This window comes from Nocardia sp. NPDC004340, assembly GCF_053602575.1.
In genome coordinates this window covers 58,293-81,031 of the sequence record NZ_JBSGDW010000015.1, presented here as the reverse complement: position 1 = coordinate 81,031, position 22,739 = coordinate 58,293, and the positions used below count along the sequence as shown (strand labels likewise).

Sequence of the window (22,739 nt, the reverse complement as noted above, 5' to 3'; positions counted from 1 at the left end):
GGGTTACTCGCCCGCCTTCTCTTGCGCAGCAGGCTTCTTCGCCTTGAACATGCCCAGCATGCGGTCGGTCACGACGAAACCGCCGATGACGTTCAGGGTTCCGAACACGACGGCGACGAACAGGATGATCTGCATCAGGACCGAGGGGTGCTCGATCTTGCCGAAGACCACCAGCGCGCCGAGCACCACGATGCCGTGAATGGCGTTGGTACCCGACATCAGCGGGGTGTGCAGGGTGTTGGGCACCTTGGAGATCACGGCGAAACCGACGAACCCGGACAGCACCAGGATCGCGATGTTCGCCAACAATTCGGTGTACATCAGGCTTCCACCTTCTGAGCGCTCTGCTCGCTCCGCTCGCGCGTGACACAGGAATCCGCCAGCACCTGATCCTCGAAATCGGGTGCCAGGGCACCGTCCTTCAGCATGAGCTCGAGCAGGGCGGCGATGTTCTTGGAGTACAGCTCGCTGGCGTGCTCCGGCATGGTGGCCGGCAGGTTCAGCGGCGAGGCGATGGTGACGCCGTGGCGCACAACGGTTTTGCCGGGTTCGGTCAACTCGCAGTTACCGCCGGTCTCGCCGGCCAGGTCCACGATCACGCTGCCGGGCTTCATGCCCTCGACAGCGGCGGCGGTGACCAGGCGCGGGGCCGGGCGGCCCGGGACGAGCGCGGTGGTGATGACCACGTCGAAGCCCTTGATGGCGTTCTCGAGGGCCTGCTGCTGCTGAGCCTTCTCGTCGTCGGTGAGCTCGCGGGCGTACCCGCCCTCACCGGCGGCGTCGATGCCGAGGTCGAGCCACTGCGCGCCGACCGAGCGCACCTGGTCGGCGACCTCGGGGCGAACGTCGTAACCGGTGGTGCGGCCACCGAGGCGCTTGGCGGTCGCCAGGGCCTGCAGACCGGCGACGCCGACACCGAGGACCAGCACGGTGGCCGGCTTCACGGTGCCGGCGGCGGTGGTCAGCATGGGGAAGAATCGGGTGGATTCCGACGCGGCGAGCAGCACGGCCTTGTAGCCGGCGACATTCGCCTGGGAGGACAGCGCGTCCATGACCTGGGCGCGGGAGATGCGCGGAATCGCTTCCACGGCAAAGGCCTGCACGCCCGCGGTCTTCAGCGCACCGATCTTGGTGTCGGCGTTGCGGGGCGCGAGGAACCCGATGAGGGTCTGGCCCGGCGCGAGCTTGCCGATCTCGCCGTCATTGGGCGGCGCGACCTTCACGACGACGTCGGCGCTGTACGGATCGCCCAGCGTCGCACCGGCTTCGGTGTACGCCTCGTCCGGAATCAACGCGCCCAGACCGGCACCGGCCTCGACGATCACCTCGACACCCTGCTTCAGCAGGGCCGGAATGATCTTCGGCACCAATGCGACGCGTCGTTCGTCCGGGTTCGTCTCGCGAACCACTCCGACGCGCGCACCGCGGGGCGCAGCGGTCTGTGCGCTCTGCGTTGTGTCCACTTGTCAAACTTCCTTCTCGTGGTGAGTCCAGGCCACCTGTCGGTTCCAAGCCGTGTCACCGGTTGAACGGTGGTCCGAACTTACTGTGCAGTAAGTTCGTGAGAATTCTCGCAACTGTACCTGGTTCGCGGTGAGCGTAGCGGAGATGCCCATCACATGGTGTTGCGAGAAAACCGGACAACTCCGTGCTCGGCCGGGGTTCTCCCGGCGTCGAACACGATCGAATCCCTGATGCTACTGGTCGGTAACTCTGGGTTCGGTTGTGCCCGTATCGGGGTCGAGTAGGGGGTGTCGCGCATCACCTGTACGCCGTAATGTCTGCATGGTGAGTGGCTGCATCTTCTGCCGGATCGTCGCGGGCGACGCACCCGCGACCAAGATCTTCGAGGACGACCATCTGGTCGCCTTCCTCGACGTCCGGCCGATCACCCGGGGGCACACCCTGGTGATCCCCAAGCGGCACGCGACCGATCTCGACGAGCTCGACCCGGAGATGGGCGCCCGCCTGTTCGGCTTCGGCCACCGCTTGGCCAAGTCCATGCGCCGGGCCGGCCTCACGGCCGACGGTGCGAATCTGCTCATCAATGACGGCAAGGCCGCCTTCCAGACCGTTCATCACGTGCACCTGCATGTGATTCCCCGCCATCACGGCGACACCCTTCGCTTCGCGAAGGGCTTCGTGCTGCGCCGCCCGCACGACACCGAGCGCACCGCCGCGGCACTGCGAGCCGGATTGGACCGGCTCGCGGACGAGGAAAGGGAGACCACCGCATGACCGACACGGTGCCGGACCGCGCCGAGATCACCGCCCTTTTATCCGACCAGTGGGACGCCCTCACCCGGCTGGTGGACGGGCTGGACGAAAGCCGGTGGCGTGTGTCCTCGCCGCTGCCGGGCTGGACGGTCTTCGACGTGATCGCCCATGTGGTCGGCACCGAATCGCTGCTGCTGGGCGAGCCGACCCCCGACACCGAGGTGTCCGGCGAGCACATCCGCAACGACATCGGCGCGCTCAACGAGAAGTGGATCGAATCCCTGCGCCCGCTCGCCGGGCCGCAACTGCTGGAGCGTTTCCTCGACGTCACCGGCCGCCGCCTGAAGGCGCTCGAGCAGACCACCCCCGAGGCGTGGGCCGAACTCGTGCCGACCCCGGTGGGCATGGCCCCCTACGGCCGGTTCATGCGGATCCGCCTGTTCGACTGCTGGATGCACGAGCACGACATCGCCGACGCCCTCGGCGTCTCCGTCGAGGAGGGCGGGGCGCGGGGCGCGCAGGCCTACGCCGAACTGCTGACCGCCCTCGGCCGGGCCGCGGTCAAGGGCGCGGGCGCGGCGGACGGTTCGCGCATCACCTTCGAGCTCACCGGTCCGGTGCCGCAGACCCTGCACGTGGCGGTCGACGGCGGCCGGGCGAACCTGGTCGAGGCGCTCGACGGTCCGGCCACCACGGTCGTCACCCTGGACTCGCGTCTGTTCGCCCGCCTGCGCGGCGGCCGCACCACCGCCGACGCGCACCCGGGGGAGATCACTCTCGCCGGTGACACGGACCTCGGCAACCGCCTGGTCCGCAGCCTCGCCTTCACCATCTGACCCGTGCGCCTGTTTCTGTCCAGCTACCGTTTCGGCGCGCACCAGCGGCGGTTGCTCGAACTGACCGGTGCGCCCGGCCCGGTGGCCGTCATCGCCAATGCCTGTGACGCCTGGCCCTCGGCCTGGCAGAGCGCGGTCACCAGCGATCTGGTTCCGCTGCGCCGCTTGGGTTTCCAGCCCGAGGTCCTGGACCTGCGCGACTACCTCGACCGCCCGGACGAGGTGGAGCGACGGCTGCGCGAGTTCCCGGCGGTGTGGGTGCGCGGCGGCAACACCTTCGTGCTGCGCGCCCAGTTCGCCCGCAGCGGAGCCGATCTCGCCCTGCGGAAACTGCTCGCCGAGGATGCCCTGGTGTACGCGGGTTACAGCGCGGGAGCCTGCGTGATGACTCCCGACTTCCACGGCATCGAGGCCATCGACGATCCGGGCGAGGTCCGCACCGCCTGTGGTGTCGAGCCGCGCTGGGACGGTCTCGGCCTGGTCGACCGCCGCATCGTCCCGCACCTGGATTCCCCGACCGACCCGCAGGGCCTTTCCCGGAAACTGGTGCGCGACTACGTCTCCGACGGCATCCCGCACTGGGCGCTCACCGACGACCACGTGGTCGTCGTCGACGGCGAGAGCACGACGCTGCTGACCTGATCCGGTCAGTTTCCCTTGTGGCGCAGGCCGTGTCCGAGGGCTACGGCCGCCGCGCCGAAGGCGCCGATGGCCAGCGTCGCGAAGCTCGCGACGTACGCGCCCTCGGTCGGCACGGCGTGCGCGCCCAGCTTCAGCACGTGGGCGGTCAGGATCGAGCCGGTGATCGCGCCCGCGATCGAGCCGCCCGCGGTCCGCACCAGTGAGTTGATGCCCGACGCGATGCCGCTCTCGCTCATCGGCACGTGCTGCACGGCGAGGGTGCCCAGCGCCGCGTAGCCGATGCCGAAACCGATGCCCTGCAGCGCGTTCGCGATGACCATGTCGTAGCCGTGGCCGTGCGAGAAGGCCAGCCAGCCCATCGACAGTCCGGCGAAGGTCGCGCCGATGGCGAGGGTGTAGGCGGGTCCGATCTTGGCGGAGATGCGGCCGGTGTTGAAGGAGAAGAAGGTCATCAGCGCCGCGCTCGGGATGCCGTAGAGGCCGACCGACAGCACGGTCCCGGACAGGCCGTAGCCGACCTGGTCCGCGGGCGTCTGAATGAAGTTGGAGACCAGCGAGAACGCGCCGAACATGGAGAAGCCGAGCAGCGCGGAGGCCACGTTCGCCGACAGCGACTGCGGGCCGACGAGCAGCTGCAGGCGCACCAGCGGCTGTTCGACCTTGAGCTCCACGAACACCCAGACGGCGGTGAGCACCGCGGCGGCCCCGAACATGCCGATGACCGAGCCGGAGCCCCAGCCCCAGCGCGGGCCCTCGCTGATGCCGAGCAGCAGGCAGATCAGCAGCGCGGCCAGCAGGGCCGCGCCGATGAAGTCGGGCTTGCCGCCGTGGCGCACGCCATTGTTCCTGGCGCTCACCTGGATCAGCACGGTGGCGACCACGCCGAGAGCCGCGGTCAGCCAGAAGACCGGGTGCGGGTTGGTGGTGTGGTCGGCGATGACACCGGTGGCCAGCAGGCCGATGGTGCCGCCGACGCCCATGGTGCCGGACACGACTCCGATTGCGCGGACCAGTCTTTCGCGCGGGAAGGTGTCGCGGATGATGCCGATGGCGAGCGGGATCATGGCCGAGGAGATGCCCTGTAGCGCCCGGCCGATGATGTAGACGGGCAGCGTGGTGGCGAAGGCGCACACCACCGAGCCGACGATGAGCACGCCCATGGTGACCATGACCATCGGCTTCTTGCCGTACATGTCGCCGAAGCGGGAGAGCAGCGGCGTGGCGACCGCGCCGGAGAGCAGCGCGGCGGTGAACAGCCAGGTGACCCCGGCGACGTCGGTGTGCAACTGCACGATGAAGCGCGGCAGCAGCGGAATCACGACGGTCTGCTGCAAGGACACGACCAGACCGGCCGCAGACAATGCGAGCAGGGTGAGGCCGAGGTGGGCCTTCGAAGGTTCGACGGGTTTCGACACGTCGACCTGACCGACAGCGGTCGTAGTCATGGGAATGGTCCTTTGGTTTACTTACCAAAATTAAGTAAATGGGTTTCGTAAGATAACCACATGCCGCGACCGGAAGCCATTCCCGCCATCGAAGTTGACGCAGCTCACATCGTCGAACTGGAACGCGCGCTGGCCCGTGTCGCCTATCTGCTGACCCGGGTCCGCCGCCACGACAAGGCCATGGTGCAGTGCGGCCTGACCATGGACCGGGCCAGCGTCCCGCTGCTGCGCCTGCTCGCCGACGCCCCCGAACCCATGCGGCTGGGCGAGCTCGCCGCGCGCCTGGACGTGGAGGCTCCGCACGTGAGCCGCCAGATCCAGCGGCTGGAGAAGGCCGGGTACGTGGAACGCGTCCAGGACCCGGACGACGGTCGCGCCCAGCGGGTCGGGCCGACCGCGTCGGGCCGCCGGGCCGTGGAGGCGGTGCGCGAGGTGATGCGCGGCTGGATGGCAGAGGCGCTCGCCGACTGGACACCCGAGGACATCGAGGCCGTCGCCGTCCTCAATCACCGCATGGTGGACGCCTTCCTCGATCACGCCGAGGTGATCGGCGACCTGGGCGCCACCGCCCGCGACCGCCCGTCGGCCTGAGCCTCAGTCGCTCGCCGGCGCCGGAACCGGCGCGGCGACCGCGCGGGCGCCCCACGCGCACAATGCCATCGCGACCAGCGGCACCGTCATGGCCGCGGTCAGCGGCACCAGCTTGTCGAGCCAGCCGATGACGGCCGGACCAGCCAGCAGACCCACATAGCCGAGCCCGAAGACCCGTGACATATCGGTCGCGGCCGTCGCCGAGCCCAGATTGCCCGCGGCCGTGAACACCTGTGGGACGCCGCCGGACAGGCCGATCCCGCACAAGGCCCACCCCGCCACGGTCAGCGGCAGCCACCCGGACAGTACGACGACCCCGAAACCGATGGCCGCCACGGCCGTACCCCAGCGCAGCACGCCCACCCGGCCGAGGCGGCCGCTCACCCGGTCCGCGCCGAACCGGCCGATGGTCATGGTCAGGGAGAACGCGGTGAAGGCCAGCGCGGCGGCACCCGCGTCGACACCGAGCCGATCGCGGACCTGCAGCGCGCTCCAGTCCGCGGCGACGCCCTCGGCCATCAGCAGCGCGAACGCGATCAGACCGAGGGCCACGACCTTCCGTCCCAGCCGCCGGGAGGGCTTGCCGTCCGAGGGCGTCGCATCGGTGGCCGGAAGATGCTGGGCCGCCGCCGGATCCACGTACGTGCCCGGCACGTCGCCCGCCGCCGGAGCGGTGTGCGGGAGCAGCGCGGGGATCGCCCCGGCCGTGACGGCGAGCCCGACCGCCGTGGTGAGGGTGAACGTGGCGGGCAGGGACCAGTGCGCGTGCTGTGCGGCCGCCCCGAAGGCCGAGCCGAGGAATCCGCCGCAGGAGAAGAAGGCGTGGAACGCGGACATGATGGGCCGGGCGTAGGCCCGCTCGATATGGACCGCCTGCGCGTTCATGGACACGTCCAGCGCGCCGTTGGCGAAACCGAAGGCGCACAGGAACAGTCCGAGGGCGACGGGGGAGGCGGCGTGGGCCGGGCCGAGCAGGGTCAGGGCCAGCAGCGTGACGGCCGCCGCGGTGAGCGTGCGGCTGCCCACCCGGTCCGCCAGCGGCCCGGCGGTCTGCATGCCCAGGATGGCGCAGGCCGCCATGAGCAGGATCAGCATGCCCAGCACGGTCGGTGAGACGCCGGCGCGCGCGGTGACGGCGGGGATGTGCACGATCCATACGGCCGAGAGCATCCCGTTGAGCCCGAACACCGCGAACAGCGCCAGGCGCGCCTTGCGGAGGCGGGGAGTGGGCGTCGCAGCGGCCATCGGTACGACGCTACCGGGTGCACCCGGCGTCTCCCCGGTTTTCGCGATCCGTCCCGGCAGCGTCGACGGTCGGGACTGCGATCCGAATCGTTTGCGGTACAACCTGTTTGCTTTGGATTCTAGGCCCGGGGTCCGACAAGTTTCGCGGCCCGGCGCGCGCCGCGGTACCCCCTTGATTCCGGGGCTACCGCGATCACACCGAGGACTGCACAGTGCCTGCATGAAGCTCAGACATGGCCTTTTCGCTTTGCTGGTCGCGGGACTCGCCCCGCTGGCCACGGTGGCCGCGACCGCGACCGCGGCCCCGGTCACGCCGCCGCCCAGCCCCGAACCGACCGAGTGCTTCCCGAGCTCGTTCTTCAACTCCATCAGCGGCGGCGATGCCAAGTGCCACACGCAGGCCGAGTACTGGCAGAACACAATCGCGCAGCTCAACCCGGCCTCCGGATCCGCCATGCTCACCGGATCCTCCCGAGCGCTCGGATCCGCCGGATCCTAGGGGCCGGCACTCACGCGTCCGCCGTCACCGACCAGGCCCCGGTCGCGGCGGCCGCGCGCACGTAGTCGGCGAAGTCGCGCGGCTCCCGGCCCAGCGCCCGCCGCACCCCATCGGTGACGGGCGAGTTGCGTCCGTCGAGCACCGTGCCGAACAGGTAGTCGAGCAGGCTGACCTCGTCGGCGGGGACCCCGTAGGAGGTCAGGGCGGCCACGAATTCGGTTCGGGTGAGCGGGATGTAGGCGATCTCCCGGCCCGACGCCGCGCCGATCTCGGCCACCGCCGCGGCGAAGCTGAGCGCGCGCGGTCCGGTCAGCTCGTACACCTGCCCGGCGTGCCGGTCGTCGAGCAGCGCCGCCACCGCCACCTCGGCGATGTCGTCGGCGTGCACGAACGGTTCCGGCACGTCACCGGCGGGCAGGGCCACCTCGCCGGCCAGGATGAAGTCGGCGAACGAGCCCTCGTCGAAGTTCTGCGCGAACCAGGCGCACCGCACCACGGTCCATGACATGCCCGAATCCCGCACGATGCCTTCGCATTCCAGCGCCTCGGGCTCGCCGCGGCCGGACAGCAGCACCACGCTGCGCACCCCGGCGGCCGCGGCGCGGTCGCAGAACGCCTTGATGTCGGCGGGCGCGCCCGGCACCGCCAGATCCGGCTGGTAGGACAGGTATACGGCGTCCACGCCGTCCAGAGCGGCCGTCCAGGTCGCGCGGTCGGTCCAGTCGAACGGGATTGCGGCCGTGCGCGAACCGGCCCGCACGGGCACGCCGTGCTCGGTCAGCAGGGCGGCCACCCGGCGTCCGGTCTTGCCGGTCGCGCCGAGGACGAGGACGGTGTTCGCGCTGTTCGCGGTGGTTTCGTTGATCATGTAACGAGTACACCGGGATTCGGCGAGCGCGAACATGGTTGAGAAGCGCCCGGGCATTTGCCATCGTCTTTGTCATGGATGCGTTGGCCAGTCTGCTCGAAGGACCACGGGCACGAGCGGCATTCGTGATGCGCTCGTCGTTCGATCCGCCGTGGTCCCTGCGAATTCGGGACGAGGCCCCGCTGACCGTGGTGGCGGTGGTGCGGGGTGGCGGCTGGGTGCTGCCGGAACCCAGGAGCGGCAAGGCGGGCCCGCCGCGGCAGCTGCGCACCGGCGATATCGCCATCTTCCGCGGCCCCGACCACTACGTCGTCGCCGACGATCCGGGCACCGCGCCGCAGGTGCTCATCGAACCCGGCAACATCACCACCACCATGGACGGTGAAGTCCTGTGTGAGGCACTGAGTCTGGGCGTGCGCAGCTGGGGCACCAGCGCCGACGCCGCGACCGTGCTGGTCACCGGAACCTACGAGCACGAGTCGGCGGCCAGTCGCCGGCTGCTGCGCGCATTGCCGCCGATCGCGGTGCTGGGCCGCGGCGAGATCGACTCCCGGGTGCTGGACCTGCTGGTCGACGAGTCCGCCAAGGACCTGCCCGCCCAGGGGGCCATGCTGGACCGACTATTGGATCTGCTGCTCATCGCCGCCCTGCGGGCCTGGTTCTCCCGCGCCGACGCCCCCGCCTGGTATCACGCCTACGGCGACCCGCTGGTCGGCAAGGCGCTGCGGCTCATGCAGCACAATCCCGCCCAACCGTGGACGGTCGCCTCGCTGGCCGCCGAGGTCGGCGTCTCCCGGGCCGCGCTGGCCCGCCGCTTCACCGAACTGGTCGGCGAACCGCCCATGGCCTTCCTCACCGACTGGCGGCTGGCCCTGGCCGCCGACCTGCTGCACGAATCCGACGCCACCCTCGAGGCCATCGCCCGCCGGGTCGGCTACGGCAGCGCCTTCGCCCTGTCCACCGCCTTCAAACGCCACTACGGCATCAGCCCCCGCGACCATCGCGCCGCACCCGACGAACGCTCCGCCTGACCATGGGAAGCCGTCCGCGGAAGGAACGGCTAAGGTTCGACTTCGGCATTGCCTCAACTCAAAGGTTCGCGGCCGTCTCGATTCTGGACTGACGGAGCGGGGGAGCGAAGCGGAGGAGCGGAGGAGGGAAGAATCGAGACTTCGGGGCCGCGAACCCGCCCGGAGCGAAGCGGAGGGCAAGATGACTGAGTACCCCGTGCTCTGGCCGGTGCCGACGCGCTGGGCCGACAACGACCACTACGGGCACGTGAACAACGTGACGTACTACTCGTACTTCGACACGGCCGTGAACGCCTGGCTGATCAGCGCGACCGGCACCGATATCCGGGATCTGCACGCGATCGGCGTGGTGGCCCAGACCTCCTGCAAGTTCCTGGGGTCGATCAGCTTCCCGGACATGCTGCGGGTGGGCATCCGGGTGGCACGGCTCGGCAATTCCAGCATAAACTACGAGCTGGCCATCTTCCGTGACGGCGGCGACCACTTGGAGCTGGCCGCCACCGGCACCTTCACGCACGTCTACGTGGACGAGCAGACCCGCAAGCCGGTGCCGATCCCGGCGGTCATCCGGGCGGCCGCCGAGCCGCTGGTGGTCCCGCAGCCCGCCGCGGGCTAGACCCGGCTCAGCAGGGTCAGCGGATCCTCCAGCAGGGCGGCCACGCTCGCCAGGAATCGCGACCCCTGCTCGCCGTCGATCATCCGGTGGTCGAAGCTCAGGCCGAGACTGGTCACCCAGCGCACGGCCAGTTCGTCGCGATGCACCCACGGCCGTTTGCGGATCGAGCCCAGGCACAGGATCGCCGCCTCGCCCGGATTCACCAGCGGCACACCGGTGTCCACGCCGAACACGCCCACATTGGTGATGGTGAAGGTGCCGCCGGTCAGGTCGGTGGGGGTGGCGGTGCCGCTGCGCGCCTTGCCCGCGACCCCGGCGATCTCCAGGCACAGGTCGCGCAGCGTGAACCCTTGCGCGTCCTTGAGATTGGGCACCAGCAGCCCGCGTTCGGTGGCGACCGCGAAGCCCAGGTTCACGTAGTGCTTGGTGACGATCTCCTGATTCGCCTCGTCCCAGCGGGCATTGATCTCCGGGAACTCGGTGAGCGCCGCCAGCGCGGCCCGGGCCACCAGGGCCAGCGGGGTGAGGGTGAGCCCGGTGAAGCTGGGCGTGGTGCGCAGATGCTCGAGCAGCTCCATGGACGCGGTGAAATCCGTGGTCACGAAGGTACTGGCCTGCGGAATGTGCTGGGCGCTGGCCACCATGGCGGCGGCGGTGCGCTTGCGGATGCCGCTGATCGGCGTGCGGGTCTCGCGTTCGGCGGGGACGGCGCGGCCGCCGCCGAGCGCCGGATGCATGGGCGTCACCTCGGGCGCGGCCTGGTTGGCGGGCAGCGCGGTGAGGGTGGCGGGCGGTGGCGTGTGGATCGGAATGTGGCCTGTGCCTATTGATTCCGGCCGCATGCCGTGCAGATCCTCGAGGGTGACCGCGCCCTGCGGTCCGGTGCCGATCACGGTGCTCAGGTCGATCCCGATCTCGCGGGCCAGCTTCCGGGCGGCGGGCGTGGCGGCGGGCCGTCCGGCGGGTGCGGAACTGCCGAGCCCCTCCGCGCCGTCGTAGCCCATGCCGCGCGCGGTCGCCGCGCGGGCCGCGCGGCGGGAGACCGGCTCGGTGTCGGGGCCGTAACCGACCAGCACGGATTGCCGTTCGGCCGGAGCCTCCGGGGCTTCCGCCGCGGCGTCCGCGGATTCCGTGGCGCCGTTGGTCTCGGCGGGTGCGGCCACGCCGATACGGATCAGTGGCGCTCCGACCGGCACGGTGTCGCCGGGCCGAGCCAGCAGTTCCAGCACCGTGCCCGCGTACGGGCTGGGCAGCGCCACCTGGGCCTTGGCCGTCTCGACCTCCGCGATGACCTGGTTGAGCGAGACGCTGTCGCCGGGCGCGACCGCCCACGACACCAGTTCCGCGTCGGCCAGGCCCTCGCCGAGATCGGGCAAACGGAATTCCATGACCTGCTGCTGACTATCCACCGGGCTTCCTCCGTGCGGTAACCATTCGTGCGGCGAGCGGTTCAAGCGGCGAGCGTGCGGTCGACCGCGGCGAGAATGCGATCGGGGTCGGGCAGGTGGTGCCGCTCGAGCTTAGCCGGGGGATAGGGGATGTCGAAGCCACCGACGCGCAATACGGGCGATTCCAGATGGTAGAAACAGCGTTCCGTGATCCGGGCCGCGATTTCGGCTCCCAGCCCGGCGAATACGGGCGCCTCGTGCACCACGATCAGCCGCCCGGTTTTCCGCACCGAGGCCTCGATGGTGTCGAAATCGATGGGCGAGAGGCTGCGCAGATCGATCACCTCGATCGAATGTCCCTCCGACGCCGCGATATCGGCGGCGGTGAGCGCGGTGGCCACGGTGCCGCCGTAGGCCACGATGGTGGCGTCCTCCCCGGCGGCACAGATCCGCGCCTGGTCCAGTGCGATTCCGCCGTCGTGGTCGAGCCGTTCGACATCCACCTCGGCCTTGTCCCAGTAGCGGCGTTTCGGCTCGAAGAAGATCACCGGATCGTCGAGGGCGATGGCCTGCCGGATCATCAGATAGGCGTCGGCGGGATTACTCGGCGACACCACCCGCAGCCCCGCGGTGTGCGCGAAATACGCCTCCGGCGATTCCGAGTGATGCTCCACCGACCCGATGCCGCCGCCGAACGGAATGCGAATGGTGATGGGCGCGACCACTTTTCCACGGGTCCGGGCGTGGATTTTCGCGACCTGCGAGACGATCTGGTCGAACGCCGGATACACGAATCCGTCGAACTGGATTTCACATACCGGACGCAATCCCCGCAAAGCCATTCCGAAAGCGGTTCCGATGATTCCGGACTCGGCCAGTGGAGTATCGATGACGCGGTTGTTGCCGAAATCCTTCTGCAGCGTGTCGGTGACCCGGAAGACGCCGCCGAGACGGCCGATGTCCTCACCCATGAGCACGACCTTGGGATCGTCCTCCAGGCTGCGGCGCAGCCCGTGGTTGATCGCTCCGGCGAACGTGGTCTTCATCGTCCGACTCCCTCCAGGTAGGCCGCGTACTCGCGGCGTTCTTCCTCGATCAGCCGATGCGGGGTGGCGTACACGTGGTCGAAGAGCTGGTCGGGGTCCGGGTCGGGCATGGTGAGGGTGGCGGTGCGCAGCCGGGCGGCGACGTCGTCGGCGCGTTCGGCCACCGTCGCCTCGAAGGCGCTGTCCCACAGGTTCTCTCGTTCCAGCAGCCGCCGCATCCGGTCGATGGGGTCGCGGCGCTGCCAGAGTTCGAGTTCGGCGGCGGTGCGGTAGCGGGTGGGGTCGTCGGCGGTGGTGTGTGGGCCCATCCGGTAGGTGATGGCCTCGACGAAGCTGGGTCCGCCGCCCGCCCGCGCGTGCTGCAGCGCCTGCCGGGTCACGGCCAGCACGGCGAGCGCGTCGTTGCCGTCGACCTGGACGCCGGGGATGCCGTAGCCGAGGGCGCGATTCGCGATCGGGGTGGCGCTCTGCACCCGGACCGGTTCGCTGATCGCCCAGTGGTTGTTCTGGCAGAAGAACACCACCGGGGCCGACCAGGTGGCGGCGAAGCCGAGCGCCTCGGCGATATCGCCCTGGCTGGTCGCACCGTCGCCGAAGTAGGCGATGGTGGCGATCTCCGCGCCCTCGAGATGCGCGGCGTAGGCGTAGCCGGTGGCGTGCAGGCCCTGCGAGCCGACCACGATGGCGGGATTGGTCATCTTGACCGCGTCGGCGTCCCAGCAGGAGTGCGCGGCGCCGCGCCAGAGCCGGGTGAGGTCCTCGGGCGCGACGCCGCGGCAGTAGGCGACGCCCGCCTCGCGGTAGCTGCAGAACACGTAGTCGTCGGATTCGAGGGCGTGGGCCGAGCCGATCTGGGCGGCTTCCTGGCCGAGCAGCGGGGGCCACAGTCCGAGCTGGCCCTGCCGTTGCAGGGCGGTGGCCTCGGTGTCGATGCGCCGGGCCACGACCATGTCCGTATAGAGGGCGCGCAGGCGCGGGCCGTCGATATCGGCGATCAGTGGGGCGTGCGCTCGATCGTGGACGCGCTGTCCGTCGGGCTGGATGAGCTGGACCGGATAGGTGTTCTTGTCGGGCATGGGTATCGCCTCCTGACACCGGGTGACATCGCTTCGACCACGGGATTGTGTCCGTGTGGCAAACCAATGTGTGTCCTGTACCACAAGCATCCTCCGCATGGCGATCTGCGCAAGTCTGACGCGCAGAACTGAGCAGAATGCACGGTCGATTCGCGTTTGTCGGTGTCATACTGATCCCCATGAGCAGCAGGGAGCCCAATCCGGCGCCGCTGGACGCCACCGATGCCCGGTTGTTGCTGGAGTTGGTCGCGAACCCGCGCGCGACCGGTGTCGAACTGGCCGCCCGCCTGGGCCTTTCCCGCAATACCGTGCAGGCCAGACTGGCTCGCTGGGAGGCGAGCGGAGTGCTGGCCGGCTTCGAGCGCCGGGTGGACCCGCGAGCGCTCGGCTACTCCCTGGCCGCCTTCGTCGCGGTGGTGGTGGACCAGCATCGGCTCGACGCGGTGGCGGCCGAACTCGCCGAGATCCCGGAGGTCACCGAGGTCTGCGGCATGACCGGGCCGACGGATCTGACGGTCCGGGTGGTGGCCGCCGACGCGGAGGATCTGTACCGCGTGGCGGGCAGCATCCTGAAGATCCCGGGCGTGGAGCGCACCAATATGGCGCTGGTCATGCAGTCGCTGGTCGGGCCCCGCATCACGCCGCTGCTGGAACGGCTGGCGGCCGGCGGCCGCGCGTAATTCAGTCCAGTTTCGGCTGATTGGCCGCAGACCTGCGGGTGACTGGACCGCGACGATAGCCCCATGAGCACCAGCGTCACTCCCGCCGCCGAGGTCGAGAGCCCACCGGCGGCGGGTCCCGGGCAGCCGATCGGAGCCGGAATCGTCACCGCGCTGGTCGGTTTCACCAGTTCGTTCGCGGTGGTGCTGGCGGGTCTCACCGCCATGGGAGCCACGTCGGCGCAGGCGGCGTCGGGCCTGCTGGCGGTGTGCGTGACCCAGGCGGTCGGCATGCTCGTGCTGAGCCGCCGGTATCGGATGCCGATCACGCTGGCCTGGTCCACGCCCGGCGCGGCGCTGCTCGCGAGCACCGGGGCGGTGGCGGGCGGCTGGGCCGCGGCGGTCGGCGCGTTCGCGGTGGCGGGCGGACTCATCGTGCTGACCGGATTCTGGGACCGGCTGGGCGCGCTCATCGCCGCCATTCCGGTGGAGATCGCGCAGGCCATGCTGGCCGGAGTGCTGCTGCCGCTGTGCCTCGCGCCGGTGAAGGCGCTGCCGGTGAGCCCGGCCGTGGTGGTGCCGGTCATCGTGACCTGGCTTGTGCTGCAACGCTTCGCGCCACGCTGGTCGGTGCTGGCGGCCTTCGCGGTCGCGGCGATCGGGTCGGGCATCGACATCGCGGTACGGCACCGGAGCTTGGAGTTGTCCGCCATGCTGCCCCGGGTGGAATGGACCGTGCCGCACTGGAGTTGGCAGGCCCTGATCGGCGTCGCGGTGCCGCTGTACGTGGTGACCATGGCGGCGCAGAACATTCCGGGCACGGCGGTCATGCGCACCTTCGACTATCGGGTGCCGTGGCGCGCGGCCATGACCGTCACCGGTCTGGGCACCGTGCTGGGCGCGTCCGCGGGCGGGCACGCCATCAATCTGGCGGCCATCAGCGCCGCGCTCTCGGCGGCCCCGTCCGCGCACCCGGATCCGAAGCGCCGCTGGGTCGCGGCCTACACCGCGGGCTGCACCTATCTGCTGCTCGCGCTGGCCTCGGGCGCGCTGGTCGCGCTGGTCGCCGCCGCTCCGAAGGGCGTGCTGGAAACCGTTGCGGGACTTGCCCTCATCGCCACCCTCGCGAGCGCGCTGACCGCCGCGCTCACCCCCGCCGCGCATCGGTCCGCGGCCGCCCTCACCTTCCTGGTGGCGGCCTCGGGCATCTCGATGCTCGGGATCGGCGCGGCCTTCTGGGCGCTGGTCGCGGGTCTGGTGGTGCGCTGGTTCCTGCCGCCGGCCGCGGCCTGACGGCCGCCCGGGCCCCGGGCCGGAACGACGGGCGGCTGCGGGGTGCTGCCCGGGCTGGTTAGGGTGGAACGGAATCGACGTCATGATGCGGTGAATCGGCGAAGAGGAGTTGGCTTGAGTTCGGTGCTGATTTCGGTTGCGGAGCTCGCGGACCTGCTGGGAGCGAGCGGGAGCCGGGTGCGATTGCTGGATGTGCGGTGGGCGCTCGGGGATCCGGACGGGCCGCAGCACTATCTGGACGGGCATATTCCGGGCGCGGTCTTCGTCGATCTGGAAACCGAACTCGCCGATCCGCCCTCGGCCGCGCACGGCCGCCACCCCATGCCGGAATTGCCGCACTTGCAGAAGTGCGCGCGCAGCTGGGGCGTCTCCGACGGCGACACCGTGGTGGTCTACGACGCGACCGGCGGCATGGCCGCCGCCCGCGCCTGGTGGCTGCTGCGCTGGGCCGGCCTGGCCGATGTCCGGATCCTCGACGGCGGGCTGCCCGCCTGGGAGACGGCCGGGGGCAAGGTCGTCGCCGGTGACGAACCCGACCCGGAACCCGGCACGGTGATGCTGTCTCCCGGCCACATGCCGACCATCGACGCCGATGGCGCGGCCGGCTGGCAGGGGCTGCTGCTGGATGCCCGCGCGGGCGAGCGCTACCGCGGCGAGACCGAGCCCGTCGACCCCCGCGCGGGCCATATTCCGGGTGCGGTGAGCGCGCCCACCGCCGAGAACCTCACCACCGCCGGGCATTTCCGGCCGCTCGCCGAATTGGCCTCCCGCTTCGCGGGTTTCGGCTCCGGACCGGTCGCGGTGTACTGCGGCTCCGGGGTCACCGCCGCCCACCAGGTGGCGGCGCTGGCCGTGGCCGGGATCGACGCCGCCCTGTACCCGGGCTCGTGGTCGCAATGGTCCAACGACCCCAAGCGCCCGGCCGCGACCGGCGCGGAACCGGCCTGATCACCAGGGTTCGACCGATCACTCGGGTTTGACGGCGGTCAGAATGCCGGTCGCGAACGGGCCGGTGCGGAATTCGACTGCCGTGAAACCGATCTCGGCCAGCACGGCACGGTAGCGGCGGACATCCACCGCGGCCAGCGAGTCGCCGGGGCCGTCGTGCGTGTGCCCGTGATCGTCGGCTCCGCCGTGACCGTTGCCGCCGTGCCCGTGATCACGGCCGCCGCGATGCGCGGCGAGCCCGGCCATGGCGCGAATCGCCAGTCCGCGCACACCCGTGGTCGCCGGGTGGGTGTCGGCCAGCAGCAGGCGGCCGCCGGGTCGGAGCACTCGGAAGAACCCCGCCAGCGCGGCGTTCCGATCCGCCTCGGCGATGTGGTGCATGGCGAAGGTGCACGTCGCCACGTCGAAGGACGCGTCGGGATGGGGCAGGGCCTGGGCCGCGCCCAGTTCGAAGACGCAGTTCGCGGCGGCGTGGGCGGTGGCGTACTCGATCATCGGCGCGGACGGATCGACGCCGACCACCCGCCCGTGCGGCCCGGCCTGGCGGGCCAGCTCATTGGCCAGCCGCCCCGGACCGCAGCCGATGTCGATGGCGTGATCGCCGGGCCGGATGCCCGCGCTGGTGGCGAAGTGCCGCGCCAGGCTGCCGCCGCGTCCGAGGAAGAAGACGTCGGTGAGCAGGGTGTAGCCGCGCGGCCAGGTGATCAGGGCTCCGACAGACCGGGTGTCGATATCGGACACTTGCTTGTTCTGGGTCATGCGTTCCATCATCGAAGGATGGGAAATGCCAGGCCAGAAGCAGTTTCCCCGAATGTGTACGTTTCGGGACACTCAGCCGGGATCCGTCCCGGAACGGCTCCGGACCCGGTCGACGACCGGCGGGTGCGTCGCACCCGCGCGGCCCTGCACCGGGCGCTCATCGAACTCATGCTGTCCCGTCCGTACGCCCGAATCACGGTGCGGGACATCATCGATCGCGCCGATGTCGGCCGCTCCACCTTCTACGCGCACTACCGCGACAAGGACGATCTGCTGCTGGTCAGCTGTATCGAGCATGTGCGGGCCGAGATTTCGGCGCGGATGGCCCGCCACCCGGGCCCGCCGCCGCCGCTGCTGCCGATCGAGATCCTGTTCCGTCTGATCGACGCCTACCCCGAGGTGTACCGGCCGCTGGTCGGCCCGCGCGCCAACGCCACAGTGCTGCGGTCGATCCGGCAGATGTACGCCGAACTGCTCACCGAGCATCTGGCCCCGCTGCTCGGTCCCGATCCCGCCGCGGCGTCCGTCGCGATCACCTTTCTTTCCTGGGGGCTTTACGGATTGCTCGAATCGGTCATGGATCCGGCCCAGGAGTTGACCGCCGAACAGGCGTACCGGCATTTCGCCGCGCTATGGGCAGCCGCGGGCGACGCCCGCGAGGGCGGCGCGGTCGGCGGCGGTGACGGGTAGCCCGTACCGGCCGGCGGCGGTCAGATACTTGCCCGCGTAGAAGCAGCGATTCGCCCGCGCGGGCGGCAGCCAGTCGCCGGGCGTGCGATCGCCCTTGTCCTGGTTGGTCTTTCCGTCCACCGCGAGCAGGTTGTAGTCGACGTCGTTGGCGAACCGCACCCGCCGCGCGACCGGCCAGGCCGCCGCGCCCAGATCCCACGCGGCCGCCAGCGGATACACGTGGTCGATCTGCACAGTCTTGGCCGCCGCCCGCTCGAACGCGATGCGCCGCCCGGTGTACGGATCGTCCAACGCGCCCGCGACCACCACACAGCCGTCGCCCGGCCGCAGAACTACTTCGGTGAGCTGGCGTGCCAGCACGCTGTTGCGGCTGTCGCACCCGTCGTGCCCGCCCGGGCCGTCGTGATCGTCGGTCCAGGCCGGACCGAACACACACCCCTGCCCGCCGTCGCATCCGCGCTGGTAGCCGCCGGGTCGCGGCCGCGCGGGCACGGTGACGACGGCGGTGAGCAGGCGTTCGAGCTGGACGCGTGTAGGACTGCCCGGCGCGGGAGTCACCTGCCCGACGGTCCCGCACCCCAGGACCGTGAACAGGATGACCACCGTGCCGAGCAGCGAAGTCGCGCCTCTGAGCCCCACGGCATCAGGTGTATCGCTACCGCCCGCCGGAGCGGGCCGTCACTCGAACTTCGCACCCCCGCGGCGGGTTACAGCCAGGCGTGCGCCAGGATGTCGTCGGCCGCCGTTTCCGACAGTTGTGGCGGAAAGCGCGTGGCCGCAATGGAATCCACGTGCGCGCCGTCGTGCCCGATGAGCCACGAGCCGCCCCGGTCCTCGCACTCGGCGATCTTGGCGAAGACGGTGAGCAGGAATGTGATGGAGTCGCGCGGATCCGGGGTGCGGGCGAGTCGCTGCGACTCACCGGGCCGGGACAGATCCAGCCACACGCCGGACTGCCCGTCCAGACGCATCCCCACGATCTTGCCTGCATCCACGAAGGTGAATTTCCGCCGTTCCCACGAAGTCGTGGGCGTGAAGGCCTGCTCGAGCACTTGGAGCAGAATCGTCATCTTCACGGCCTCCCTACGGTCTCGAAAGTGCCACGGCCCCGGATTGGGTCGCGGTGATGTCGGGTGCGCACACAGGTGTCACCGACATGCGGTGACCTGCGGATTTATCCAGTATGTGCCGTATCCGATCAGAAATAAAGAGGGACCTGACTCGCGGGTAGCGCGGGCCCTGTCGGAGCGGGCTGCTTGGATGGTCGGATGCTGCACGGACTGTGGACGCCCGGGTCCGGGTTGGTGCTGTGGCACGACCCGGACGGCTTCGTGCTCGCCGACGAGACGGAGAAGCTGCCCGAGCCGCTGCGGTCGGTGGTGCGGGCGGCCAAGTGGCGGCACTGGGCCGAGGTCACGCTGGCGGGGGAGTACGGCACGGAACGGGCCCGGGTGCGCGCGCACGCGCTGGCCCCGGAGGCGGCGGCCCGGGTGCTGCTGGGGGAGCTGCCGCCGCACTGGCCGGTGGCGGGGGATCTGCGCTATCTGGGGCATGTGGCGCGCGGGATCGAGCGCTGGGTGCGGGCGGGGCGGATCGTGCCGGAGATCCGGCGCGACGACGGGGAGTGGTGGGCGCGGTGGCGGCTGGTGGGCGGGCAGCGGCAGCGGGCCTGGCTGGCCGAGCTGGCCGTGGCCATGCCGTCGGCGCTGAAGGACCACGGCCGGCCCGCCGACATCCTGGAGAACCTGGTCGCCGAACTGACCGATCCCATTGCCCGGAAATGGATTTCGGCACGCGACCCCGAGATCGGCTCCGCGCCGACGGATTCGGTGTCGCATCCGCTGCTGAGGGCCCTGCTGGACGCCACACCGCTGGAGACCGGCTCGCATCGGGTGGCGGCGGTGCTCGAGGACTGGCGGACCAGCCTCACCGCGGGCGAACCGGATCTGGTGCTGCGCCTGCTGGAACCCGACGGCGACGAGCCGGGTGAACTGTGGCGGCTCGAGGTGTGCCTGCGCGTCGAAGGTGAAGCGCCGCAACCGGTGCTGCTGCCCGGCGATCCGGTGCTGACCCGGCTGGCCGGGGAGAAGCTGGCCGCCGCCAAGGAGGTGTACCCACGCCTGCGGGACCTGCCCGGCGATCCGCGCAGCATGGACCTGTTCCTGCCCACCGAGGTGGTCATGGACCTGGTGGCGCACGGCGCGAACGCGCTGGCCGCCGCCGGGGTGCGCCTCATGCTGCCCCGCGCCTGGCGGGTCGCCGCGCCGACCATGAAACTGCGGGTGCAGAGCCCCGCCGCGACCGAAACCGCCGTGGGGCTCGAGGGTTTGGTGTCGTTCCGATGGGAGCTGGCCCTGGGCGACACCGTGCTGACGCCCGCGGAGATGGCGCGCCTGGTGGACGCGAAATCGGATCTGGTGCGCCTGCGCGGCGACTGGGTGCAGGCCGACCATCGCATGCTCGCCGCGGCCGCCGACTACGTCTCGGGCCGCACCGACGGCACCGAGACCACCATCGGCGGCCTGTTCGCGGAGCTGTCCGCGCACCCGGTGATCGGCGTGCCGCTGGACGAGGTCACCGCGACCGGTTGGGCGGCGGAACTTTTCGACGGCGAACGCGCCACCGAGCCCGTCCCCGACCCGGTCGGCCTGAAGGCCCAGCTGCGGCCGTATCAGCAGCGCGGCCTGGCCTGGCTGGCGACCATGAGCCGCCTGGGTTGCGGCGCGATCCTCGCCGACGACATGGGCCTGGGCAAGACGGTGCAGGTGCTGGCCCTGCTGGCGCACGAGCGGGAGACGGCCGTCGCGCCGCCCGGACCCACCCTGCTGGTGTGCCCGATGTCGGTGGTGGGCAACTGGCAGCGGGAGGCCGAACGTTTCGCCCCGGATCTGCGCGTGCTGGTGCACCACGGCCCGGCCCGCCGCTCGGGCGCGGAACTGGATGCGGCGGTGGCGGATTCGGATCTGGTGGTCACTACCTACGCCCTGCTGGCCCGCGATGTGGAGGAGCTGAAGCGGCAGGACTGGCAGCGGGTGGCGCTGGACGAGGCGCAGCACATCAAGAACGCCGGGACCCGTCAGGCGCGGGCGGCCCGGCTGGTCCCGGCGCGACATCGCCTGGCGCTCACCGGAACTCCGGTGGAGAACCGCCTGGAGGAGTTGCGGTCGATCCTGGATTTCGCCAATCCCGAGCTGCTGGGCAAGGCGTCGGAGTTCCACGCCCGGTTCGCGGTCCCGATCGAGCGTGAGCACGACGAGAACGCCGTCACCCGGCTGCGTGCCATCACCTCGCCGTTCGTGCTGCGCCGGGTCAAGACCGATCCGGCGGTGATCTCGGATCTGCCGGAGAAGATCGAGATGACGGTGCGGGCCAACCTGACCGTGGAGCAGGCGGCGCTGTATCAGGCTGTCCTGGACGACATGTCGGCCAAGCTGAAGGCCGCCGAGGGCATGGAACGCAAGGGCGCGGTGCTGGCCGCGCTCACCCGGCTCAAGCAGGTGTGCAACCACCCGGCCCACTATCTGAACGACGGTTCGGCGGTGCTGCGCCGCGGTCAGCACCGGTCCGGGAAGCTGGCGCTGGTCGAGGACATCCTGGAATCGGTGATCGCCGACGGGGAACGCGCCCTGATGTTCACCCAGTTCGCGGAGTTCGGAAAGCTGCTGGCCCCCTTCCTGTCCGAGCGTTTCGGGGCCGAGGTCCCGTTCCTGCACGGCGGGGTGGGCAAGCAGGCCCGCGATGCCATGGTGGAGGACTTCCAGGGCGGCGACGGCGCGCCGCTGATGCTGTTGTCGCTCAAGGCCGGCGGCACCGGCCTCAATCTCACCGCCGCCAATCACGTGGTGCACCTGGACCGCTGGTGGAATCCGGCGGTGGAGAACCAGGCCACCGACCGCGCCTTCCGGATCGGTCAGCGCCGGGATGTGCAGGTGCGCAAGCTGGTCTGCGTCGACACTATCGAGGAGCGGGTGGACGACATGCTGAAGGGCAAGAGTCAGCTGGCCGATCTCACCGTCGGCGCCGGCGAGCACTGGATCACCGAACTCGGCGACGAGGAGCTGCGGGAACTGTTCGCGCTGGGAGCGGAGGCGGTCGGCGAATGAACGAGGTCATCGACTTCGGCGGGTACGGCAAGCGCCGCCCGGTGCGCGGCGGGGTGCCCGCGCGCAGCCGCCGCGGCGCCGCCTTCGCCCGCACCTGGTGGGGCCGCGCCTTTCTGGACGCCGTCGAGCAGGTCGCCGATGCCGGGCGGCTCTCGCGCGGCCGCTCGTACGCCCGCACCGGCCAGGTGATCAACTACCGGCTCGAGGAGGGCATGGTGACCGCGGAGGTGCAGGGCAGTCAGCCCCGTCCCTTCGTCTCCGTGCTGACCATGCGGACCTTCGACCGCCACCACCTGGAGGAGCTGGCGGACGCGGTGCGCGAGTCGCCGGGCATGCTGGGCGAGATCGCGGCGGGCACGCTGCCCCGCGCGCTGGGCCCGCTGCTGCTGCCGACGACAGTGTCCGAACTCGACTTCTCCTGCAGCTGCCCCGATCACAGCTGGCCCTGCAAGCACGCGGCCGCCATCTGCTACGTGGTGGCGGAACGGCTCGACGAGCACCCGACCGACCTGCTCACCCTGCGCGGGATCCGGCTGGACGACCTCATCGGCGGCCTGCTGCAGAGCGAGACCCTCGACTGCGGCGACCTGTACGGCGAGCACGCGGCGCTGCCCACGCTGCCGGACCCCGAATTCCATCCGGCCCCCGACGATCTGGACCCGGTGCTGCTGCGCCAGGCCCTGCGCATGACCGCCGAGGACGAGCAGTCCGTCGCCGCCGGGCTGCGGCAACTGCGGGACCTCTACCGCTCCCTGGACCGCTGAGCGCTGTTCCCGGCCCGCTGAGC

24 protein-coding genes are annotated in these 22,739 nt (G+C 70.5%); 13 read left to right on the top strand and 11 right to left on the bottom strand.

The window, feature by feature from the left end; translation table 11 throughout:
- Positions 1–3 precede the first annotated feature (3 nt).
- Positions 4–321 (bottom strand): NAD(P) transhydrogenase subunit alpha, encoded by a 318-nt coding sequence (locus ACWEOI_RS33310; RefSeq protein ID WP_357097688.1) that lies wholly within the window; start codon positions 319–321, stop codon positions 4–6.
- The gene (locus tag ACWEOI_RS33305; RefSeq protein WP_433670998.1) at positions 321–1,463 is read right to left on the bottom strand and encodes a Re/Si-specific NAD(P)(+) transhydrogenase subunit alpha; all 1,143 of its coding nucleotides are present in this window, start codon (positions 1,461–1,463) and stop codon (positions 321–323) included. The genes ACWEOI_RS33310 and ACWEOI_RS33305 overlap by 1 nt, the downstream gene beginning before the upstream one ends.
- A 325-nt stretch (positions 1,464–1,788) precedes the next feature.
- Between ACWEOI_RS33305 and ACWEOI_RS33300 the strand changes: the two genes are divergently transcribed.
- Genes ACWEOI_RS33300 through ACWEOI_RS33290 form a run of 3 tightly spaced genes read left to right on the top strand, consistent with a single transcriptional unit; the run spans position 1,789 to position 3,695 of the window.
- Positions 1,789–2,238: an HIT family protein gene (locus tag ACWEOI_RS33300; RefSeq protein WP_357282123.1), complete on the top strand. Its 450-nt coding sequence runs from the start codon at positions 1,789–1,791 to the stop codon at positions 2,236–2,238.
- Positions 2,235–3,053 carry a maleylpyruvate isomerase family mycothiol-dependent enzyme gene (locus ACWEOI_RS33295; protein ID WP_433671000.1) on the top strand — a complete coding sequence of 273 codons (819 nt, stop codon included), beginning with the start codon at positions 2,235–2,237 and terminating at the stop codon, positions 3,051–3,053. The genes ACWEOI_RS33300 and ACWEOI_RS33295 overlap by 4 nt, the downstream gene beginning before the upstream one ends.
- A gap of 3 nt (positions 3,054–3,056) precedes the next feature.
- A complete protein-coding gene (locus tag ACWEOI_RS33290) occupies positions 3,057–3,695 on the top strand; it encodes a Type 1 glutamine amidotransferase-like domain-containing protein (RefSeq protein WP_433671002.1) in 639 nt (212 codons plus the stop codon).
- 5 nt (positions 3,696–3,700) lie between these two features.
- On the opposite strand, the gene ACWEOI_RS33285 is transcribed toward ACWEOI_RS33290, so the two are convergent.
- Positions 3,701–5,140 (bottom strand): MFS transporter, encoded by a 1,440-nt coding sequence (locus ACWEOI_RS33285; protein WP_452362159.1) that lies wholly within the window; start codon positions 5,138–5,140, stop codon positions 3,701–3,703.
- 60 nt (positions 5,141–5,200) lie between these two features.
- Here ACWEOI_RS33285 and ACWEOI_RS33280 point away from each other — a divergent pair, with 60 nt between their 5' ends.
- Complete coding sequence (locus ACWEOI_RS33280; protein ID WP_433671004.1) at positions 5,201–5,731, top strand: MarR family transcriptional regulator; 531 nt, start codon at positions 5,201–5,203, stop codon at positions 5,729–5,731.
- 3 nt (positions 5,732–5,734) lie between these two features.
- Here ACWEOI_RS33280 and ACWEOI_RS33275 read toward each other — a convergent pair whose 3' ends face one another.
- Positions 5,735–6,976, bottom strand: coding sequence for an MFS transporter (locus ACWEOI_RS33275; protein WP_452362158.1), 1,242 nt, complete (start codon positions 6,974–6,976; stop codon positions 5,735–5,737).
- A gap of 220 nt (positions 6,977–7,196) precedes the next feature.
- Between ACWEOI_RS33275 and ACWEOI_RS33270 the strand changes: the two genes are divergently transcribed.
- Positions 7,197–7,475: a hypothetical protein gene (locus ACWEOI_RS33270; RefSeq protein ID WP_433671007.1), complete on the top strand. Its 279-nt coding sequence runs from the start codon at positions 7,197–7,199 to the stop codon at positions 7,473–7,475.
- A 10-nt stretch (positions 7,476–7,485) separates the two neighbouring features.
- On the opposite strand, the gene ACWEOI_RS33265 is transcribed toward ACWEOI_RS33270, so the two are convergent.
- Positions 7,486–8,343 carry an NAD(P)H-binding protein gene (locus tag ACWEOI_RS33265; RefSeq protein ID WP_433671009.1) on the bottom strand — a complete coding sequence of 286 codons (858 nt, stop codon included), beginning with the start codon at positions 8,341–8,343 and terminating at the stop codon, positions 7,486–7,488.
- 74 nt (positions 8,344–8,417) lie between these two features.
- Between ACWEOI_RS33265 and ACWEOI_RS33260 the strand changes: the two genes are divergently transcribed.
- Positions 8,418–9,374 (top strand): cupin domain-containing protein, encoded by a 957-nt coding sequence (locus tag ACWEOI_RS33260; protein WP_452362157.1) that lies wholly within the window; start codon positions 8,418–8,420, stop codon positions 9,372–9,374.
- Positions 9,375–9,555: 181 nt separating this feature from the next.
- Positions 9,556–9,990, top strand: coding sequence for a thioesterase family protein (locus tag ACWEOI_RS33255; protein WP_433671013.1), 435 nt, complete (start codon positions 9,556–9,558; stop codon positions 9,988–9,990).
- Here ACWEOI_RS33255 and ACWEOI_RS33250 read toward each other — a convergent pair.
- From ACWEOI_RS33250 to pdhA, 3 genes are all read right to left on the bottom strand, one after another.
- A complete protein-coding gene (locus ACWEOI_RS33250) occupies positions 9,987–11,378 on the bottom strand; it encodes a 2-oxo acid dehydrogenase subunit E2 (protein ID WP_433673246.1) in 1,392 nt (463 codons plus the stop codon). The genes ACWEOI_RS33255 and ACWEOI_RS33250 overlap by 4 nt on opposite strands.
- Before the next feature lie 62 nt (positions 11,379–11,440).
- Positions 11,441–12,424, bottom strand: coding sequence for an alpha-ketoacid dehydrogenase subunit beta (locus tag ACWEOI_RS33245; RefSeq protein WP_357097707.1), 984 nt, complete (start codon positions 12,422–12,424; stop codon positions 11,441–11,443).
- Entirely contained in the window at positions 12,421–13,500 is a 1,080-nt protein-coding gene (gene pdhA / locus ACWEOI_RS33240) for a pyruvate dehydrogenase (acetyl-transferring) E1 component subunit alpha (RefSeq protein WP_433671015.1), read from the bottom strand. The genes ACWEOI_RS33245 and pdhA overlap by 4 nt, the downstream gene beginning before the upstream one ends.
- A 179-nt stretch (positions 13,501–13,679) precedes the next feature.
- Here pdhA and ACWEOI_RS33235 point away from each other — a divergent pair, with 179 nt between their 5' ends.
- The 3 genes from ACWEOI_RS33235 (at position 13,680) to ACWEOI_RS33225 (ending at position 16,400) form a co-directional block, all read left to right on the top strand.
- The gene (locus ACWEOI_RS33235) at positions 13,680–14,180 is read left to right on the top strand and encodes an Lrp/AsnC family transcriptional regulator (protein WP_357097711.1); all 501 of its coding nucleotides are present in this window, start codon (positions 13,680–13,682) and stop codon (positions 14,178–14,180) included.
- A gap of 63 nt (positions 14,181–14,243) precedes the next feature.
- On the top strand, positions 14,244–15,452 hold the full coding sequence (locus tag ACWEOI_RS33230; protein WP_452362156.1) for a benzoate/H(+) symporter BenE family transporter: 1,209 nt from the start codon (positions 14,244–14,246) through the stop codon (positions 15,450–15,452).
- 114 nt (positions 15,453–15,566) lie between these two features.
- Positions 15,567–16,400 (top strand): sulfurtransferase, encoded by an 834-nt coding sequence (locus tag ACWEOI_RS33225; protein WP_452362155.1) that lies wholly within the window; start codon positions 15,567–15,569, stop codon positions 16,398–16,400.
- 18 nt (positions 16,401–16,418) lie between these two features.
- Here the strand turns inward: ACWEOI_RS33225 and ACWEOI_RS33220 are convergent, their stop codons facing one another.
- Complete coding sequence (locus ACWEOI_RS33220) at positions 16,419–17,159, bottom strand: methyltransferase domain-containing protein (protein WP_433671020.1); 741 nt, start codon at positions 17,157–17,159, stop codon at positions 16,419–16,421.
- A 123-nt stretch (positions 17,160–17,282) separates the two neighbouring features.
- Here ACWEOI_RS33220 and ACWEOI_RS33215 point away from each other — a divergent pair, with 123 nt between their 5' ends.
- A complete protein-coding gene (locus ACWEOI_RS33215) occupies positions 17,283–17,849 on the top strand; it encodes a TetR/AcrR family transcriptional regulator (RefSeq protein ID WP_452362154.1) in 567 nt (188 codons plus the stop codon).
- Here ACWEOI_RS33215 and ACWEOI_RS33210 read toward each other — a convergent pair.
- Both ACWEOI_RS33210 and ACWEOI_RS33205 read right to left on the bottom strand, forming a co-directional pair.
- Entirely contained in the window at positions 17,790–18,488 is a 699-nt protein-coding gene (locus ACWEOI_RS33210) for an HNH endonuclease family protein (protein ID WP_452362153.1), read from the bottom strand. The two genes, ACWEOI_RS33215 and ACWEOI_RS33210, sit on opposite strands and share 60 nt — an antisense overlap.
- 68 nt (positions 18,489–18,556) lie before the next feature.
- Entirely contained in the window at positions 18,557–18,919 is a 363-nt protein-coding gene (locus ACWEOI_RS33205; protein WP_357097719.1) for a hypothetical protein, read from the bottom strand.
- Between the two features lie 198 nt (positions 18,920–19,117).
- On the opposite strand from ACWEOI_RS33205, the gene ACWEOI_RS33200 reads away from it, so the two are divergent.
- Together ACWEOI_RS33200 and ACWEOI_RS33195 are read left to right on the top strand one after the other, a co-directional pair.
- Positions 19,118–21,952: a DEAD/DEAH box helicase gene (locus ACWEOI_RS33200; protein WP_452362152.1), complete on the top strand. Its 2,835-nt coding sequence runs from the start codon at positions 19,118–19,120 to the stop codon at positions 21,950–21,952.
- Positions 21,949–22,716, top strand: a complete 768-nt coding sequence (locus tag ACWEOI_RS33195) for an SWIM zinc finger family protein (protein WP_379272262.1) — start codon at positions 21,949–21,951, stop codon at positions 22,714–22,716. The genes ACWEOI_RS33200 and ACWEOI_RS33195 overlap by 4 nt, the downstream gene beginning before the upstream one ends.
- Positions 22,717–22,739 lie beyond the last annotated feature (23 nt).